This window comes from Pseudomonas sp. NY8896, assembly GCF_039634505.1.
Window position 1 is genome coordinate 370205 of record NZ_CP132351.1, and the last position, 14729, is coordinate 384933.

Consider the following 14729-nt stretch of genomic DNA (forward strand, 5'->3'; position numbering starts at 1 on the left):
ATTCAAGAGGTGAACTATGTGCAAGCTGAACGCCCAGGACCGGGCGACCCTAGAGAAAGCCAAGGCCCAGGCTGCAGAGCTGGTTGAGGCCCTGACCAAGCTCGGCTCAGCGAAGAACGGACTGCTCGGCCTCGAGGGCCTGGATCTCCAGCAGCAAGCAATTTCCATTGAAAAGCGACTGGGCGCGATCCAGTCCGTAACGGAGTAACCACAATGCCGACCAAAACGACTGGCTCGGAACTCAAGGCCTTCTACAACGACGACGGGTTCTGGAAGCCGAATGGTGAAGATGATGTCTGGCATGAAGAACTTGAGCTTGAAGTTAACGGCCAGGTCATGGATGACTCCTTCTCCATCGGCGAAGACCTCAAGCCAGAGGACCAGGTTCGAATCATGGGTGGGTGGGTGCAGTCCAATGACGGCTCTGTCGATGTTTCCTTCGAAACCTACTTCAAGCGCTGGAAGAAGAAACAAGACACGGCTTTCCTGTCGGTCCAGGCACCGAAGGACAAGCTGGATGCGATCAAGGAGGCGATCATCGCCGCCGGCGGAAAAGTAGCATGAGCCTCTCAATAGAGGGGTTCGCCAAGGTCCAGCAGTGGCTTCTGGATGAGGGATTCTGCAGGGATGAGGTGGCCACCGCTGAGCAGGTCCAGGCAGTAGCCCAGAAACTTGAGGGTGAAGGGAACCGTCTCATCAGCCTTGCAGATGACATCCGTATCCAGTTGTCCGCGGCAAGCCCAGCGGACAAAACGGCATTGTGAGGAGAGCATGTCCTGGGCAGATCGAGCGGCACCGATAGTCGCAGAAGTCATCAACCGCGTTGGCCGGAAAGACATGACTGCATTGCGCAAGGCTCTCACCGAGGCATACCCCTGGGGAAACCGCGCAAACAGGCCTTACAAAGCATGGCTCTCTGAGGTCAAGCGCCAGCTCGGGCACCCGCTTAACACCCACAAGACTGACCTCAACACCCGGCAAATCGATTTCTTGCAGGATCAGTGATCAATCTCTCTCGCGCCGGTTCTGGCACACCGTCAGCCCCCTGAAGATTTCCTCAGTCCACTCAACTGAGGAAGTCACATGAACAGCACACCCGTCAGCGCCGGCCTCGGCTTTATGCGTGCTGCTTTCAACGGTATAGGCAAATCGGTCGGAGATCGGGAGCGCTCCAAACTTCTCCATGAAGCGATGGAAATCGCGATCAAGGGCAAGATGGCCTTTGATCTGGATGACGTTGAGCCGATGAATCGTCTGCAGATGACCACTTCGGTCGGCGTTTTCCGCCCCTTCTCGGACCACAACTACTTCACCGCATGCCTGGCAGGGGGAACGTTTTGCCGGCTGTGGGAAAAGGCCTTCGACTTCAAACCCTTCAAAGCCCCGCTGGTTGCGATATCGACCTCCGAAGTCCTGAAAGACAATCGGGTTGCACCGGGTGTCGCACTGCTGGTGCCCGGCGATGACACCGACCTGATGATGCCTCGATTCCAGGACCTGCAGGTGTGGTGGTGCACCAGTCTCAGTACCAGTAAAGACACGATTACCCTCAGTCGTTATCGCCTGACAGAGGATCGTCGTTACCCTTTCTCCCGTGAGGGGCATCCGGCAAACCTCAAGCGCCTGACCCGGGCAACCTGGAAGGACTTCATCTGCGGCGCAAATGGTGCTGAGCAATGATCCCGCTCTACCCAGCGCTCGACCTCCCCGCTCTTGATGTAGCTCGTTTGCGCCGGGGGCTGGCCGTGCAAACCCGGATTTTCTTCGCTGACAGCATTCCTGGGAACAAGGCAAAGGTCATTCGCTTCTGGGATACCCCAAAAGGCGTCTTTGTCCGCTGTAACTACGGCAAGAACCAGGGTGGGCAGTCGTTGCTCAAGACCATGCCAGCCAACGTGCTGGCCCTGGCCGAATAGCTCACGGCTTCCGGCACGCGCTCGGTCTCTCGAGCATAGACCTGATCAAATACGAGGACGTTCGAATGACTTCTACGATTCCGCCCAAATCCCAGCTCGAAGAGCTGATCGGCGATTCTCAGAACCTCACTGTTGGCCGGCGTGAATTTGCTGTTTCAAACATCCGCCGCGAGGGCGATCTTGGTCTGTATGCCACGTTCAAAACCAAACGCGCGGAGTTCATTGCGATGAACATCCCCGCCCGTGTCATCGGGCGTCCCAACGCCGAAGCCTGGAGTGTGATGTCCCTTCGTAACCGAGGGAGCAAGATTGTTGACTTCGCGATCGATCAGGGCCGCGTCCTGGTACTGGTGTGACAAGAGGAAATGCTCATGGTGACCATCTTCATGGCGTCTGCATCGCTGGCTTGTTGGGTATGCACCGAACGATCGGCTCAGCGAGGATTCGGATTCACCCCAGCCAAAGGTCTGGCAAAGCTGATCGACAACGTGCCTCATCTACTTGCGTTCGTCGCCGCGGCCGGCCTGGCAGCTCAAAGCCCCATCCTTGGTGTTGTGTTGTTGGCCATGCACAACGTGGTGTTGCTAATGCTGGCTCTGTTGGTGAGAGCCGACACCTTGGATGCTCGATCCCCACGGCTTCGAAAGCGCAGTGATGCGTTGGCAACAATGGACGGCCGCCGTATCTGGAGGCTTACCTCCATGTACACCACGATCCTCATGATCGTTCTTGGAGTGCCGGCGTTCTCGCTGCTGCTGCACCTGCTGAACTGAGCCGACGATGGCCCACGAAATCTAGGCCCCCCACTTGGCTGGTGGCACACACCGGCCAGCCTCACCATTGGCCTTCGATTGAAGGAGCCACCTCATGAGTACCAAGATCAATCACGGCCGGATCAAACGCCGCGCAACCCTGGAGCAAGCTCTTGCCGAGCTTGTCCGGATACGCCCCGCTTTCATCCAGGAGGCTCGCAAGGCGGTGGCTACCGTCATTGCTCGAAAGCTCGCATTCGGCCGGGACCTGGCGGAGAACTATTGCCTTGTCGATGAGGACCGCAATCGTTGGTCCCGAAACCATGTGTTAGGCCAGATTGAGGACGCTTACCGCAATCAGGACAATGCGATCAAAACCATGAATTGGGACTTCATTGGTTCGGTATCGGTGTTGCCATTCCACGGTGATGTACTGATGCTGACGTATTGGCGCAACCATGCGCCGTTCGCTCACCTGATAGAAGACGCGGGTTTCACTGATTACCACTACCAGAACTCAACCGACAGGCCTGAGACAATCAGCGAAGCTGAGTGGGACACCAGGAGAGATGCGTGGGATGAGGCACTACCCACCGGTAGGGCAGTCGATGTCGCTTTCGAATTCCAGCTGGTGGATTGGTACGACATCCTTTCCGCAAGATATGACGCCGATCTGATTCGAACCTGCGCTCCCAGCAAGAAGGACCGCATAGAGCGAGTGGCTTATCACCTCACTGAAATAGAAATGTTCCAAGGATGTGTTACAGCCCTAGACGCAGTGCGCATTACCAAAAAGGTTCGAGAGTTGTTCCCAGAACGGGTATCGTCTATTCATCTTTGCGAAAATCCGCTGCAGGATGTGTAAAGCATTCGCCCCACATCACTCAACCTACTTTATCAAGAGAGGTTGAAGGCTCTACCCATAACTACACCAATGAGAAATATAATCACATGGCTAGACAAGAAAATTATTTTTAGTCGGGTTTTGCGACTAGCCAGTCTTTCTTTAGCTATAACCTCCTCGAAGGTAGGGTATGGTGTTGAGTGTTCCATGGTATCTCCAATCAAGGCCAAGGCAGATGAGAAATCTTGCGGCGTCTAGATTTACATAGCACTCCAAAACCTAACCTCTGAGGCCACCACTCCGTAAATAACGAAAAAAACTAAAGACAAAATTGGCAGCGACAGAATCACAAAAATGAACAGTTCCAACCTAGATGGCTTATGCTTCATGATCACACACTTATAAAAGCTGTTAAGCAGGAATCATATTATAGACCACAAACCAGGCGCTCCGCACATATGAATTAATCTTGGATTTAATCTAAGCAATCATTCTAGCAACTGATCTAGCCGCTTCTGGCACATTCGACTGCGAGGCATTCTATTGGTCTCTTTCCAAAAGGTCTAAGCCATGCCCTTCTACAGAACCTCCAATTCCTCCGAAACACAATCTGCCCCGCCTCTAACCATTGATTCCATGGATTTCCGCTCCTACTGTAAGGCCAACGAATCCATTCTGATTGCCCGCCCAGGGCGCGGGCTCATTCTGCAGTGCCCAGAAAGCCCTCACTTCAGAGAGGTAAACTTTATGGTGGGGAGTGAAGTCTACTCGGCACCACTCCATGAAGATGGTCTGATCGACGCTGACGAGATTGGATGCCTTGATCCCCGGGGATGGGACTTTGAAGGGGAGGAATGGGTTGTTCGGCAGTTGAACAAACCTGAGCTCATCGACATTCGCCTAAGACCCTACGGGGAGGTCAGCGACCTGTACTTCGAACATGAAGACTTCGAGATCCGCAACCCAACGCTCAGCGAGTGTGGGCGCTTTAAGGTTGAGCCCAGACATTACGGGTTCATGAAGATTTCGCCCGACGATACGCTGTGGTACCGGCCCGTTCCACAAGGCAGCCTTGTGGTGACCCCCACGCAAGTAATTCTCATGGATGAATCGGGACAGATTCTTGCTGCGAGGGACATCGACGCGATCCCGGTACCTGGCGAGGAAGAAGCACCAGTCTGAACCCAGGGCTGCTTCTGGCACACTTCTACTCCCTTGATCCTGTGACCATCACTTTCATCACCGGATCAACGAAATGTCCTTCCAGCGTAGCTTCATCAGTACCACCCCTGACATCGACAGATTGCTGGCAGCGAATGCTGCAGTTGCTGTCGGCGTCAGCGGTGGCCAAGACAGTCAGGCTTGCCAACTGGCCGTACACGAACATCTCAATTCGATCGGCCATACCGGCCCCCGCATTGCCGTGCATGCGGACTTGGGCCGTGTTGAATGGGATCAGAGCCTTCCGAAGTGCCAGGAGATGGCAGAGTTCCTGGGATGGGAGCTGCTGGTCGTGCGCACCGGCAGCGGAGACATGATGGATCGCTGGTTGACGCGCTTTGAGAACAACCTGAGGCGCTACATCGACCTCGAGTGCGTTCAGATGATCCTGCCCTGGTCTACCGCCTCGATGCGTTTTTGCACTTCCGAAAAGAAAGCAAAACCGATTGCGAGCGCCCTCAAGAAACGATTTCCCGGCCAGGACGTAATCAACGTGGTAGGTGTGCGACGCGAAGAAAGCGCGAACCGGGCAAAGCAACCCGTAAGCAGACCAGATAGCACGCTGGTCACCCGGGGTAAGGAGGGGGCGACCTGGAACGCGATCATCGACATGAAGCGGGACGAGGTGATCGACTTCATCGATTCATACGGACTGGCTAGGCACGTCGGCTACACCACCTACAACATGACCAGGATTAGCTGCGCATTTTGTGTGCTTGCTTCGGCAGGGGACCTGAAGTCGTCGACTGGGTATGAAGGGAACCACGACATTTACCGGGAAATGGTCGGGCTCGAAATCGCATCAACCTTCTCGTTCCAATCCGGGAAATGGCTGGGAGACGTGAGGCCTGATCTCTTGACGCTAGACATGCGCCTGGCTCTGGAGGATGCAAAGCGTAAGTCCATCATCCGCCAAAATGCGGAGGCTCGCCTTCCGAAGCACTTGCTGTATGTGAAGGGGTGGCCTGTTGCGGTACCTACCCACGGGGAGGCTGAGCTGCTTGCCGAGGTGCGATGCACTGTTGCCGATGAACTTGGCTTGGCCATCAACTATCGAGATGCACAAAGCATCATCGTCCGGTACCAGGATCTGATGGCCAAGGGCGCGGCGAAGGGTAAGGGCATCCCCCCTACTTTCGAGCAGCAAGCCTCAGGCCTGCTGATTCCTGTTCAGCAGATCGATGCACAAGAACACGCCTGGCCGTTCTGAGGCCAGGCCCCTTGCCGTTCACGGGAGTTCTTGCGGAGCCTGGGGTACGCTCAGCCTTGGCCGCGTCGGCCGGCGCGTGCGTTCCCGCTTTTGGCAATTTGCTTGCTCATGAACTTTTCTTAATTCAACGCTTTGTTCAGGCCGTCACGCAGGCAGCGCGCCTGATCTTCATAACGATCGGATCGGTCCAGAACCTGTCCGCAGGAATTAGTGATCTGCCAGAAGCAATCACCTGTTTCAATCTCGTCAACTAACAATTCAAGCATCCGACTGTTGTCGACCTGTACGCTGTAAGCGAGCTCAAAACCATCTACTTCTTCACGCTCGATTCTCATTGGCTTTTTCCTATGTGATGAGATCGCCGAGAGTGTGCCACCTCGATCTGCCAGAAGCCTCGCTCCAGGCATTTCGCTGAACATGCTCGGCAACGACTTGGAGGGTCAGTATTCGGCGGTTTCCTCGGAACTAGGAGCCAGGATAACGGAAGTTCGCCCAGTCCCCACTCCATATACCGATCATCTCACAGCCATAGGGAATGCAAGCTCATATCAAGGCTCCAGACACCGACAACTCCTACCCGAATGTCGGTCGGCAACGGTAACTAGGGCATGGATTCCAGATTGCGGCTTTGGTTTGGGCTTCCGGGGATTGAATGGCAGGATCGCTTTGCTTCTGGCACTGGCCCTAAGCACTCATGCTGAATGCGATCAATTACTATGGCCACAACATGAAAAGCATCATCGCCATTCTTCTAGCCGGCATCTCCATCAACTTGGCTGCCTCCCCCGCTCCGGTGCCGGCGGACGATCCGCGCCTTCAGCCTGCAGCAGTGACGTTCCTCAACCCGTCTGAGGATGGCGGATTCCCTGAAATCTACATCGACGGCTATATCCATCAGCCAACGGTGGAAGCATTCAAGCGCGTCGGCAATCTCAATGGGGCAGGCCTGGGAATGGTCTACATCAACTCGCTCGGCGGGGACCTGGTTGCCGCAATTGAACTCGGCCAACTCATTCGAGAACGAGGCTTTTCAACAAGAGTAGGCCGACGAGGCTCTGAGGGCACTCCACAACCTGGTCGCTGTGAGAGCGGTTGCCCATTTGCATTCGCTGGGGGGCGCTTTCGCTTCCTGGATGAGGATTCGAAGATGGGCGTACACCGTTTCTATCGGGCTGCCGGGCAGCAAGCAAACGACCTGTCATTGGCGCAGGTCGCGTCGACACTGATCGCAACTCACCTCAGCGCAATGGGAGTTAGCCTGAGTCTAATGGACCGTATGGTCTCGGCTGGTAGTGAGAGCATGCGATATCTGACTCCGCAGGAAGCTTATGACCTGGGCCTGATCAATGCGGGTGAACTGCCGGCGCGGTGGGGTTTCGAAGAGGTCCAGGGAGCCATCGTACTGGTGGGGACTCAGGAGAAGGTGCAGGGTACAGGTAAGATCGCCTTGGCCTGCGGTCAAGATGACAGTGTCGAACTAGCTGCCCTTTTCAAGTCCTGGTACTCCCCTTCGCTGCTCCGGGAAATGGATACCATCACACTCACTGTCGATGGGGCTCCGACTGGCCAAGCCTTGGCCGAATTGAGTCCTGAGCTTCGGAACGGATTCCTGACATTCACAACAGAACCTTCCGCAGAGCAATTGATCGCAATTTCACGAGCCAGAACTGTTGGGTTCCGGTACGGCAAATCCGGGACTGATCTTCGGACGGGATTCGACGTTGAGGTGGATGGCGCATCGGCCATGATCGGTAGCTTTATTCAGCTCTGCCAAGGGAAAAGGTTACGACTGGCTGCCCGGCTTTGATTGAATTATTTTTCGCGGATGGTTCTGGCACACACCAACCAAGCTGAAAATTTCCCCATCGCAAACAACACCTCGGGGAACAGCCATGAGCAAATTGAACACCCTAACCTTCTTCTCCAACAGCACCTGCTACCTCTCCCATATTGTTCGCTTGGTGCTGGCAGAAAAGGGAATCGACGCTCGCATCTTAGATGTCGCAGTACCGGCCAATGCACGATTGATGGCTCAGTTCGGTTCCACGATGCAGGCACCCGCGCTGGCTGAGCGCGACCTCGCACTTCATGAGGTGGACATGGTTGTCGAGTATCTGGAGGAGCGCTACCCGCATCCGGCGCTCTTACCCAGCACCACCGTTGCCCGCGCCCATACTCGTATGCTGGCTCGCCGTATCCACCGGGAACTCTATCCGCTCTTGGACAAAACCCAAGATGGTTGTTCCGATTCGCGCAAGGAACTGGCAAGCACTCTGCTGGCGCTGGCACCGCTCTTTGAGCAGAAGAAATACTTCATGAGCGACGAACTTTCGGTCGCTGATTGCACCCTCGCCCCTCTCCTATGGCGGGTTAAGTCCCTTGGGATAAACCTGACCAAGGTTCGCGGAATCTCAGAATATTGCCAGCGCATATTCAACCGCCCTAGCTTCATCGCCAGCCTTTCCGAGCAAGAGCAAAAGCTGGCTTAAGTCCTATGCGGCCTCTCTGAGGCCGCACTACTGGTGCCGCCATGAAAATCTGCAAGAAGCTACACCTTGCTCTCTACAATGCAGCTCACGCCGTTGCTGTAGTCCCCGAAGTCCATAGCCACTAGAACGACCCGCCACCGACCCTGTGTGACAACATTCGCTACTGGATTTTGCCTTTCATTCACGGTCTGACCGGCGATCTGCCGCTGCAGATCCTTCGATGCAAATTCTCGGCACTGAAGCAACAGGCGGCTCCCAAACTCCGCGCCCTTCTACACCAGTTCAATCAGAAGTGACCAAGCGGGTTCAATGAGTCGGCTTGTTTGAGGTTGAACCATTCTCGACTCCGCGATGTTTTCCTGGCGGCTCCCGTGCCATTCCGGTCCCTGCTATGGGGGCCTGAATTAGCACCTGCCGTTCACTTCCCCATTTGGGACTAGAACATCCCCGCTCTGCGCACGTGCAATCTTCAACCGACTGCCTCGATGGACAGGGGTTGGAAAATCGGGCCATTACAGTGCTTCTGGCACACTCAACCGGCGGGGAAGATGGTTCCAATTACACACCACGGGGAACCTGAAAATGAACGTACCTGCACCTATCACCGAGAAGGAAGCAGACATGATCGGCCTGGCCAGCATGCAGGCCACCTACGCAGCCTTAGAAGCAATCTGCGGCGACCATTTCCACGACAGCTATGAGAAAGCGCGCATCGTCTTCAACAAAGACGGTCGGTTTACTACGGTCATGCGGGATGGCCAGTGCGTTGCGCACATGGCAGGCCGCTTTTCGAAGCAGGAGCTTCGTGACGCACTCAAGGGCAACATCAAGGATCATGGGCGCTATGTTGCCGGCAAGATCAAATCGATCTTGGAACAGAAGCTCGCCCTGCCTGATACCTACCTGTTCCGAATGGACATCGAGGACGATCTCCGCTGGGTAGATTCCATCCGGAGTCGCCAATTCTCCGCCTGGGTGGTTCCAAAGGTTCCGGACAATGACGATCCCAAGCAAGTGCGAGCTGAGTTCCGATTCTGGATCGCCGAAGCTCGCGCAATCATCTTCGCCGACAAGGGCAAGGCCTGGGCCTGGCAACACAAGGCCATCGTTACCGACGGACTGCAGCATCCGAAGGCAGACACGCACGAGGAGCTGGCCCACCTGGTCGCGGATACTTTCAACAAGGCTGTGGAGCACGCCGGCTGGGACTAACACTGGCGTGTTGACATGCATTTGGGCAGCAAGCGCTTGCTGTTGCCCCTGCATTTCCCCCTCCCCTGATGGCCGGGTTCTGCACCAAACCTGGCCAACTCTCCTGAATCACACCCTTGATTTTCATCGGGATAAGGGCCGCCTTGAATTTCAGCACCCTCACTTCACTTGAATCCCTTTCCACAATCGGAACACTGGCCTCCGCCAGTACGTACTGTTACCCGGAGCTTCAATGCCTTCCACACAACTCGAAACCTATGTGGCACAGCATGGTTCATCCCTGGACTTCGCCGGCGAACGCATCCAGGTTCGCAATTTCATACAGCGCACGGCCGAGTCCGTTACCGCCGAGTTCCTGGGTAGCCGAAACCTCTACCTAGGTCGTTGCGACAGGCTGGATGACGATGCCAGTAGCTCGAGTCATTCCGAAGTTTGGGAGCTAATCCGGATTTCCGGTCGAGGTAACGTCGCCGGAAGGCTTAAGGTGGAGAACCAGAGGATCACTCAACTTTGAATCCCCGGCTCAGCCGCCTGGGGTTCTGGCACGCCCTGACGCGCTTGAAGATGTCTCCCACCAATAAGGGAGCATCTCCATGTCCACCAGCAACCAGGTGTTTGAATACTACACGCGGTGCATAGACCTTCATGACGGGGAGTCCGCACGATCAAAAGGACAAGCCATCTGCGACTTGGTCGAGGCTGCGCAAACGTCTCGGATGGGTGCGCCTGGACGAGCAGTTCGATACCGTGGAAGGACTCGCCATTTACGACCAGAGCTAGGTTCAGCCTGGATTACAGCTCCGATGTTTGGCGGGCACTACGCCAGCTCGACCGGCACAATGCGTACCACGGCCACCCTTGGCCGTGGTACCAAAGAAGTAGGAGTATGGACGAAGCGATGAAGAACAAGGACAGCAACTCCCGTACCGCCCCCAAAGTCATGGTCCGCCTCAACAGCCAGTGCCATAAAGGCCTCACCGACCTCGCCCTACAGCATGGGAGGAGCATGAATGCAGAATGCGTCATGGGCCTGATCTCTTGGCTTGACCACCAGAAACGCTGCGCATTGATCCGCAAGATGCTGATCTCTCAACTTGATGAAGCGGACGTCGCGGTGCTTCTGGCAAAACTGCCTGTCGTCACCGAAGAGCCCGGCCTGGCTTCGGACAAGATTTCGACCATGCTGCGCTACACCCCTTACATTCGGGACCGAATAGCAGAGCAAGCCAAAACCCATGAGGTGAGCGTCCACAGCATGCTGCTCACAGCCTTGGCGTGGTGGGTGAATGTCTCGCGCCAGGTGAACGCATTGCTTGAAGCGATCGTAGACCAAGGAGGAGCACTCCAAGCTCAACTGCTCGATCAACCAGCTCGATCCGCTGCCTAGGTTCTGCCACGCCTGACCTCATGGGGTAATGGCTCCAGTCACTCACTGGAGCCACCTCATGTCATCCTCCCGCTCGAACTGCCCCCGTATTCAACGCGCTGCTCTTGCCCTCCGTCGAAACTTCGTTGTTGGCCCTTCCTATGCCCAGCCAATTGTCGAGATCAACACGATCCCTGCGCGGGTAATCGCTATCGCGGCGCGGCAGAAAACCTCCGGTTTCGTTTGGATGGACTACGGCCAAGAGGTGCTTCAGGTCGCAACCTATGACGGCAACGGACTGGTTTGCTTGGGCACTGATATCTCTGGACCGAAAGCATCACCGGAGTCGCTGCTGGTCTACGCAGAAAGCATTTTCCCAACTGTGCGCGTAACGAGCACTCCTGCTGTGCCTGTAGCCGGGATTGCTTCGTTCTACCGACCTGACCCTGCTTTTCGAGGTCCGATAGTTCCTCTTGAGGTGAGCGATGACCGAATGGATGCGCTGCTGCTCAGCAACAAGATGATTTTCTCCTATGAAAATTCAGACCACTTGTCGTCCAGCGAACTCGTTGACCAAACGTTGAACCTCCTCAAGACCAAACCAGAGGGATGTGGCGGATGGGAAGCCCGGGTGGCTGCTCGAATCCAGGCGCTAGGCGACGCTTTGCGCTTCTACGAAGGAACGGTCAGGCAGGCGGTGAAAAATGATGACGAGAGTGCTCCTGGCACACCGGTGGCGGCTTGAGAATTTCGTCAAATCCTACAGAGGTACACCCCATGATTTTGCGCGCTATCGCTGTCATCGCCTTTATCCTGCTCGCTTCCGGCCTCCAATTCTTCGTTGTGAAGTACGGACACTGGGCAGAGTCCAACATTATCGTCGGCATCTCCATTGCTGCCCTGATCTGCGCGTTCTTCGCCGGAGGACTGTCTGCCTTGGATGATCAGGCCGCGCGCAAGCGCAAGAAAGGGTAAGCGGCCAAGTGTAAGTGGGGCGTTAGCCCCCACTTCCCTTCGGGGACACGAATGCGGAGTACCACTCCTCGCTTCTGCCACTCCCAAATCAATCGGATCATGGCTAGACCAAACAGGAGCCATGACATGCAGCAAATCAGCCTCACCCTCCCCAGGGATTTGAAATCCTCCGGCGTTGTTCCAGCACTTGAATGTCCAGTCCAGCCTATGGACCACGTGATCTTCACACCTCACGACAAGTCCATGCTGAAACCGACAATTCGTGGACGAGTAATGAACACTCTGCGCACCTCCGCGGGAAACTGGCGATGCGCAATCGTCCTCCAGGGCGAGCCATTCCCCAACGGCAACAGCGTGAACGTTTACTCCCATGAAGGATGCTTTGATGTAGTCGAGGGGCACTTCAATGGTTAAGAGGACCCCAGGTCCAGGCTCCGCAGCTGAACTGATTGCACAGCAGGGTATCGAGGCGCTCCGCGGCCGGCCCCTGAAAGATGGCAACACAATCGTGTACATCGCCAACACAGAGGTTGATCGGCTCCAGGCGGAGGAGAAGGAAGATCAGGAGAGCGGCGATTTCCTTTTCCCGGCCTGGAGGAAGCGAGTCTACGGTGGGGAATCTCCCGACGCTCAGATGGTGCGCTGGGTGAACCTGAATACCGTTTTGCCGACCCAGGATCTGATCGAAGGGGACCATCATGGTTGATCGAAAAGCGCTGCACCTGATGGCACGGAATCCCAGGCTTCACGCCCAGTATGTTCGGACAGGACGTGTACCTGAGTTCAAGAAGCCGGAAAGCCCTCTCATCACGCTACTGGAGTCGATCAATCCACGTGACAGACTGGCCATCACAGCCGTGGTGATCGGCCCGGCATTGGGCTATAGCGGGCGGCGTTGTTTTCAGAATGCCGCCCAGGCCCTGAACTGGCTCAAACCCCAGTACACGGCAGCAAGCTACCCGAGCGAGTCCTGGCGGATCAAACGATTCGCCCAACGCCTCGGAATCGACGATCTTGCTGAGTGTGCTCAGGTTCCGGAAGGAATCATCAAAGAGTGGAACCGGAGGCACCACCCGGGCCGCTGATCGGCGGCCCTACCTTCTGAGTTCGATTTCCCAGGTGCCCACATCCTTGCTGCCGCCTTCCTGCTCGCACCAGTCTCCGTCCATGAGGTTCCCCTCTGGTGCGCATAGGGTGGCCTCCCCAACAAATCCATCTGCTTCTGGCCAGTACCGCAAAGAGTAGATGCCGTCCTTCAGGTGTCCCCGATATGTGGAGGGTTGCCCCTTGCGGGTGTATTCGATTACCACCTCTTCGTCGCGAAAAATAACGACGCATGGCTCAGATTGCCCGCCGGCGCAGCCGTTGAAATAGGTTGTCATGAAGGAATTCGGGTAGCGCATATTTGCAGCCTCAAAACCATACGAATCCTGATCATAACCGGCTGGTGGCACACTCAGGGCAAGTCACCATTTGCATGAATTCTGCTCATGGAGCTCAACATGCAAGACGCCGCCTTCACCCCGCCAAGCTGGATGACCCCCTACAAGGAGGGAAGCCGAGTCGGGTACTCCCAGGCTGTCATGGCCTATGCCGACTACTACAACCTCGATGGCAGTGCTGATCTGGAACCGGAATGTGAGGAGCGGCTACCCGTACATCGCCGCGAGATGGTCTCCTACGCAAGCAGAACTGGTACCAAGCAGAATCTTGCCGCCATGCGTGAGGCTGGCTGGCGACTGCTGGTGAGTCCAACTGGCGTATTACGGACGGAAAATTTCCGGTACTGCCTGGACAACGGCGCTTGGACAGCATTTCAGCAAGGACGTCCATTTGATGAGCGCGCATTTGGGCGAGCAATCGACCTGCTTGGCGAGGGAAGCGACTTTTTCATCCTGCCTGACATTGTGGCCGGTGGGATGAGATCACTGGAGTTCAGCCTCAAATGGAAGGAACGACTTTCAGGGATTCCCACCCTGACTTTGCTAGCGGTGCAAGATGGCATGGAGCCCGACGATGTACGAGAGTATCTCAACCCGGCATGCGGAATCTTCCTTGGTGGGTCGACGGAGTATCAGGAAGAACCCCAAGCTCGTGTACTATTTGGTCTTATACATTGATTTTGCTGGTTTTTCGGAATAGTACTGTACTTTTGCGTCGTACTATTCATTGTCGGCCATCACTGTAGCTGGTTTTGACATAGTGGTGGCCGATTTGGAGGCACCTCAGGGTTTAATGAACCGGGGTGCGTCTTCCGCCTCCCTGTACTCAATTTCGGTGACTTCCCAGTAGGCATCGCCAGCTGGAGTCCGAACAACAATCTCATCACCTGCACACTTGCCAATGCATGCGCGTGCCATCGGGGAATCAATTGAGATGAAGTCTTTCCTATCGTAAATTTCATCAGCACCTACAATGCGGAATTTCTTGCTTGTATCATCCCCGTTGGCAATAGTTACCCAAGCCCCAAAAAATACCTTGCCTTCCTGAGTTGGGGAATAAGGGACTACCCGAAGGTCTTCGATACGCTTACGGAGGTATCTTACGCGCCGATCTATTTCCCTTAGCCTCTTTTTATTGTACTGGTAGTCAGCATTTTCACTTCTGTCACCCAAAGACGCAGCCCAAGTGACTTTTCTGGTAATCTCCGGTCGCTCTTCGCGCCAGAGCCAATCTAGTTCATCTTTCAAGGACTGATAGCCAGCTTCAGTAATGAGATTGGTAGCCATTTTATGCCTGTTTGC

The 14729-nt window shown here is 55.4% G+C and carries 22 protein-coding genes and 1 pseudogene; 20 read left to right on the forward strand and 3 right to left on the reverse strand.

Annotation, left to right across the window (positions count from 1 at the left end):
- Positions 1–16: 16 nt before the first annotated feature.
- The 10 genes from Q9451_RS33585 to Q9451_RS33630 all read left to right on the forward strand — a co-directional run bounded on the left by Q9451_RS33585 (position 17) and on the right by Q9451_RS33630 (position 5943).
- Positions 17–208, forward strand: a complete 192-nt coding sequence (locus Q9451_RS33585; protein WP_010792751.1) for a hypothetical protein — start codon at positions 17–19, stop codon at positions 206–208.
- A 5-nt stretch (positions 209–213) separates the two neighbouring features.
- A complete protein-coding gene (locus Q9451_RS33590; RefSeq protein ID WP_010794421.1) occupies positions 214–564 on the forward strand; it encodes a hypothetical protein in 351 nt (116 codons plus the stop codon).
- Positions 561–764 (forward strand): hypothetical protein, encoded by a 204-nt coding sequence (locus Q9451_RS33595; RefSeq protein ID WP_010794420.1) that lies wholly within the window; start codon positions 561–563, stop codon positions 762–764. The genes Q9451_RS33590 and Q9451_RS33595 overlap by 4 nt, the downstream gene beginning before the upstream one ends.
- Before the next feature lie 319 nt (positions 765–1083).
- Positions 1084–1680, forward strand: coding sequence for a hypothetical protein (locus tag Q9451_RS33600; RefSeq protein WP_172688633.1), 597 nt, complete (start codon positions 1084–1086; stop codon positions 1678–1680).
- The gene (locus Q9451_RS33605; protein ID WP_010794417.1) at positions 1677–1916 is read left to right on the forward strand and encodes a hypothetical protein; all 240 of its coding nucleotides are present in this window, start codon (positions 1677–1679) and stop codon (positions 1914–1916) included. The genes Q9451_RS33600 and Q9451_RS33605 overlap by 4 nt, the downstream gene beginning before the upstream one ends.
- A gap of 65 nt (positions 1917–1981) precedes the next feature.
- Entirely contained in the window at positions 1982–2272 is a 291-nt protein-coding gene (locus Q9451_RS33610; protein ID WP_172688634.1) for a hypothetical protein, read from the forward strand.
- Positions 2273–2287: 15 nt separating this feature from the next.
- On the forward strand, positions 2288–2689 hold the full coding sequence (locus tag Q9451_RS33615) for a hypothetical protein (protein WP_057382943.1): 402 nt from the start codon (positions 2288–2290) through the stop codon (positions 2687–2689).
- A 94-nt stretch (positions 2690–2783) separates the two neighbouring features.
- A complete protein-coding gene (locus Q9451_RS33620; protein WP_172688636.1) occupies positions 2784–3533 on the forward strand; it encodes a hypothetical protein in 750 nt (249 codons plus the stop codon).
- A 549-nt stretch (positions 3534–4082) separates the two neighbouring features.
- Entirely contained in the window at positions 4083–4694 is a 612-nt protein-coding gene (locus Q9451_RS33625) for a hypothetical protein (RefSeq protein ID WP_223290555.1), read from the forward strand.
- Between the two features lie 73 nt (positions 4695–4767).
- On the forward strand, positions 4768–5943 hold the full coding sequence (locus Q9451_RS33630; protein WP_172688637.1) for a phosphoadenosine phosphosulfate reductase family protein: 1176 nt from the start codon (positions 4768–4770) through the stop codon (positions 5941–5943).
- Positions 5944–6062: 119 nt separating this feature from the next.
- Here the strand turns inward: Q9451_RS33630 and Q9451_RS33635 are convergent, their stop codons facing one another.
- Positions 6063–6278: a hypothetical protein gene (locus Q9451_RS33635; RefSeq protein WP_223290556.1), complete on the reverse strand. Its 216-nt coding sequence runs from the start codon at positions 6276–6278 to the stop codon at positions 6063–6065.
- Between the two features lie 359 nt (positions 6279–6637).
- Here Q9451_RS33635 and Q9451_RS33640 point away from each other — a divergent pair, with 359 nt between their 5' ends.
- From Q9451_RS33640 to Q9451_RS33680, 9 genes are all read left to right on the forward strand, one after another.
- The gene (locus Q9451_RS33640) at positions 6638–7750 is read left to right on the forward strand and encodes a hypothetical protein (protein WP_172688639.1); all 1113 of its coding nucleotides are present in this window, start codon (positions 6638–6640) and stop codon (positions 7748–7750) included.
- Positions 7751–7835: 85 nt separating this feature from the next.
- Complete coding sequence (locus Q9451_RS33645) at positions 7836–8432, forward strand: glutathione binding-like protein (protein ID WP_172688640.1); 597 nt, start codon at positions 7836–7838, stop codon at positions 8430–8432.
- 582 nt (positions 8433–9014) lie between these two features.
- Entirely contained in the window at positions 9015–9644 is a 630-nt protein-coding gene (locus tag Q9451_RS33650; RefSeq protein WP_172688641.1) for a hypothetical protein, read from the forward strand.
- Positions 9645–10530: 886 nt separating this feature from the next.
- Positions 10531–11031 carry a hypothetical protein gene (locus Q9451_RS33655; protein ID WP_172688642.1) on the forward strand — a complete coding sequence of 167 codons (501 nt, stop codon included), beginning with the start codon at positions 10531–10533 and terminating at the stop codon, positions 11029–11031.
- Between the two features lie 58 nt (positions 11032–11089).
- On the forward strand, positions 11090–11755 hold the full coding sequence (locus Q9451_RS33660; protein ID WP_172688643.1) for a hypothetical protein: 666 nt from the start codon (positions 11090–11092) through the stop codon (positions 11753–11755).
- Positions 11756–11787: 32 nt separating this feature from the next.
- Complete coding sequence (locus tag Q9451_RS33665; RefSeq protein WP_172688644.1) at positions 11788–11985, forward strand: hypothetical protein; 198 nt, start codon at positions 11788–11790, stop codon at positions 11983–11985.
- A 126-nt stretch (positions 11986–12111) separates the two neighbouring features.
- Positions 12112–12399, forward strand: a complete 288-nt coding sequence (locus Q9451_RS33670; RefSeq protein ID WP_172688645.1) for a hypothetical protein — start codon at positions 12112–12114, stop codon at positions 12397–12399.
- Between the two features lie 94 nt (positions 12400–12493).
- A complete protein-coding gene (locus Q9451_RS33675) occupies positions 12494–12691 on the forward strand; it encodes a hypothetical protein (RefSeq protein WP_283879783.1) in 198 nt (65 codons plus the stop codon).
- Positions 12684–13070 carry a hypothetical protein gene (locus tag Q9451_RS33680; protein ID WP_010792724.1) on the forward strand — a complete coding sequence of 129 codons (387 nt, stop codon included), beginning with the start codon at positions 12684–12686 and terminating at the stop codon, positions 13068–13070. The genes Q9451_RS33675 and Q9451_RS33680 overlap by 8 nt, the downstream gene beginning before the upstream one ends.
- Positions 13071–13079: 9 nt before the next feature.
- Here Q9451_RS33680 and Q9451_RS33685 read toward each other — a convergent pair whose 3' ends face one another.
- Positions 13080–13367 carry a hypothetical protein gene (locus tag Q9451_RS33685; protein WP_170831735.1) on the reverse strand — a complete coding sequence of 96 codons (288 nt, stop codon included), beginning with the start codon at positions 13365–13367 and terminating at the stop codon, positions 13080–13082.
- A gap of 108 nt (positions 13368–13475) precedes the next feature.
- On the opposite strand from Q9451_RS33685, the pseudogene Q9451_RS33690 reads away from it, so the two are divergent.
- Positions 13476–14063 (forward strand): annotated as a pseudogene (locus tag Q9451_RS33690) (hypothetical protein); the annotation flags it as partial.
- Positions 14064–14210: 147 nt separating this feature from the next.
- On the opposite strand, the gene greB reads toward Q9451_RS33690, so the two are convergent.
- The gene (gene greB, locus Q9451_RS33695) at positions 14211–14714 is read right to left on the reverse strand and encodes a transcription elongation factor GreB (RefSeq protein WP_311165499.1); all 504 of its coding nucleotides are present in this window, start codon (positions 14712–14714) and stop codon (positions 14211–14213) included.
- Between the last annotated feature and the right edge of the window lie 15 nt (positions 14715–14729).

Bases quoted from the DNA above. Each gene is read 5' to 3' on its own strand.
- Q9451_RS33680 (WP_010792724.1), top strand. From the start codon at position 12,684: ATGGTTGATCGAAAAGCGCTGCACCTGATGGCACGGAATCCCAGGCTT.
- Q9451_RS33640 (WP_172688639.1), top strand. From the start codon at position 6,638: ATGCTGAATGCGATCAATTACTATGGCCACAACATGAAAAGCATCATC.
- Q9451_RS33630 (WP_172688637.1), top strand. From the start codon at position 4,768: ATGTCCTTCCAGCGTAGCTTCATCAGTACCACCCCTGACATCGACAGA.
- Q9451_RS33600 (WP_172688633.1), top strand. From the start codon at position 1,084: ATGAACAGCACACCCGTCAGCGCCGGCCTCGGCTTTATGCGTGCTGCT.
- Q9451_RS33595 (WP_010794420.1), top strand. From the start codon at position 561: ATGAGCCTCTCAATAGAGGGGTTCGCCAAGGTCCAGCAGTGGCTTCTG.
- Q9451_RS33655 (WP_172688642.1), top strand. From the start codon at position 10,531: ATGGACGAAGCGATGAAGAACAAGGACAGCAACTCCCGTACCGCCCCC.
- Q9451_RS33670 (WP_172688645.1), top strand. From the start codon at position 12,112: ATGCAGCAAATCAGCCTCACCCTCCCCAGGGATTTGAAATCCTCCGGC.
- Q9451_RS33665 (WP_172688644.1), top strand. From the start codon at position 11,788: ATGATTTTGCGCGCTATCGCTGTCATCGCCTTTATCCTGCTCGCTTCC.
- Q9451_RS33650 (WP_172688641.1), top strand. From the start codon at position 9,015: ATGAACGTACCTGCACCTATCACCGAGAAGGAAGCAGACATGATCGGC.
- Q9451_RS33660 (WP_172688643.1), top strand. From the start codon at position 11,090: ATGTCATCCTCCCGCTCGAACTGCCCCCGTATTCAACGCGCTGCTCTT.
- greB (WP_311165499.1), bottom strand. From the start codon at position 14,714: ATGGCTACCAATCTCATTACTGAAGCTGGCTATCAGTCCTTGAAAGAT.
- Q9451_RS33620 (WP_172688636.1), top strand. From the start codon at position 2,784: ATGAGTACCAAGATCAATCACGGCCGGATCAAACGCCGCGCAACCCTG.
- Q9451_RS33585 (WP_010792751.1), top strand. From the start codon at position 17: ATGTGCAAGCTGAACGCCCAGGACCGGGCGACCCTAGAGAAAGCCAAG.
- Q9451_RS33605 (WP_010794417.1), top strand. From the start codon at position 1,677: ATGATCCCGCTCTACCCAGCGCTCGACCTCCCCGCTCTTGATGTAGCT.
- Q9451_RS33590 (WP_010794421.1), top strand. From the start codon at position 214: ATGCCGACCAAAACGACTGGCTCGGAACTCAAGGCCTTCTACAACGAC.
- Q9451_RS33685 (WP_170831735.1), bottom strand. From the start codon at position 13,367: ATGACAACCTATTTCAACGGCTGCGCCGGCGGGCAATCTGAGCCATGC.
- Q9451_RS33645 (WP_172688640.1), top strand. From the start codon at position 7,836: ATGAGCAAATTGAACACCCTAACCTTCTTCTCCAACAGCACCTGCTAC.
- Q9451_RS33635 (WP_223290556.1), bottom strand. From the start codon at position 6,278: ATGAGAATCGAGCGTGAAGAAGTAGATGGTTTTGAGCTCGCTTACAGC.
- Q9451_RS33625 (WP_223290555.1), top strand. From the start codon at position 4,083: ATGCCCTTCTACAGAACCTCCAATTCCTCCGAAACACAATCTGCCCCG.
- Q9451_RS33610 (WP_172688634.1), top strand. From the start codon at position 1,982: ATGACTTCTACGATTCCGCCCAAATCCCAGCTCGAAGAGCTGATCGGC.
- Q9451_RS33615 (WP_057382943.1), top strand. From the start codon at position 2,288: ATGGTGACCATCTTCATGGCGTCTGCATCGCTGGCTTGTTGGGTATGC.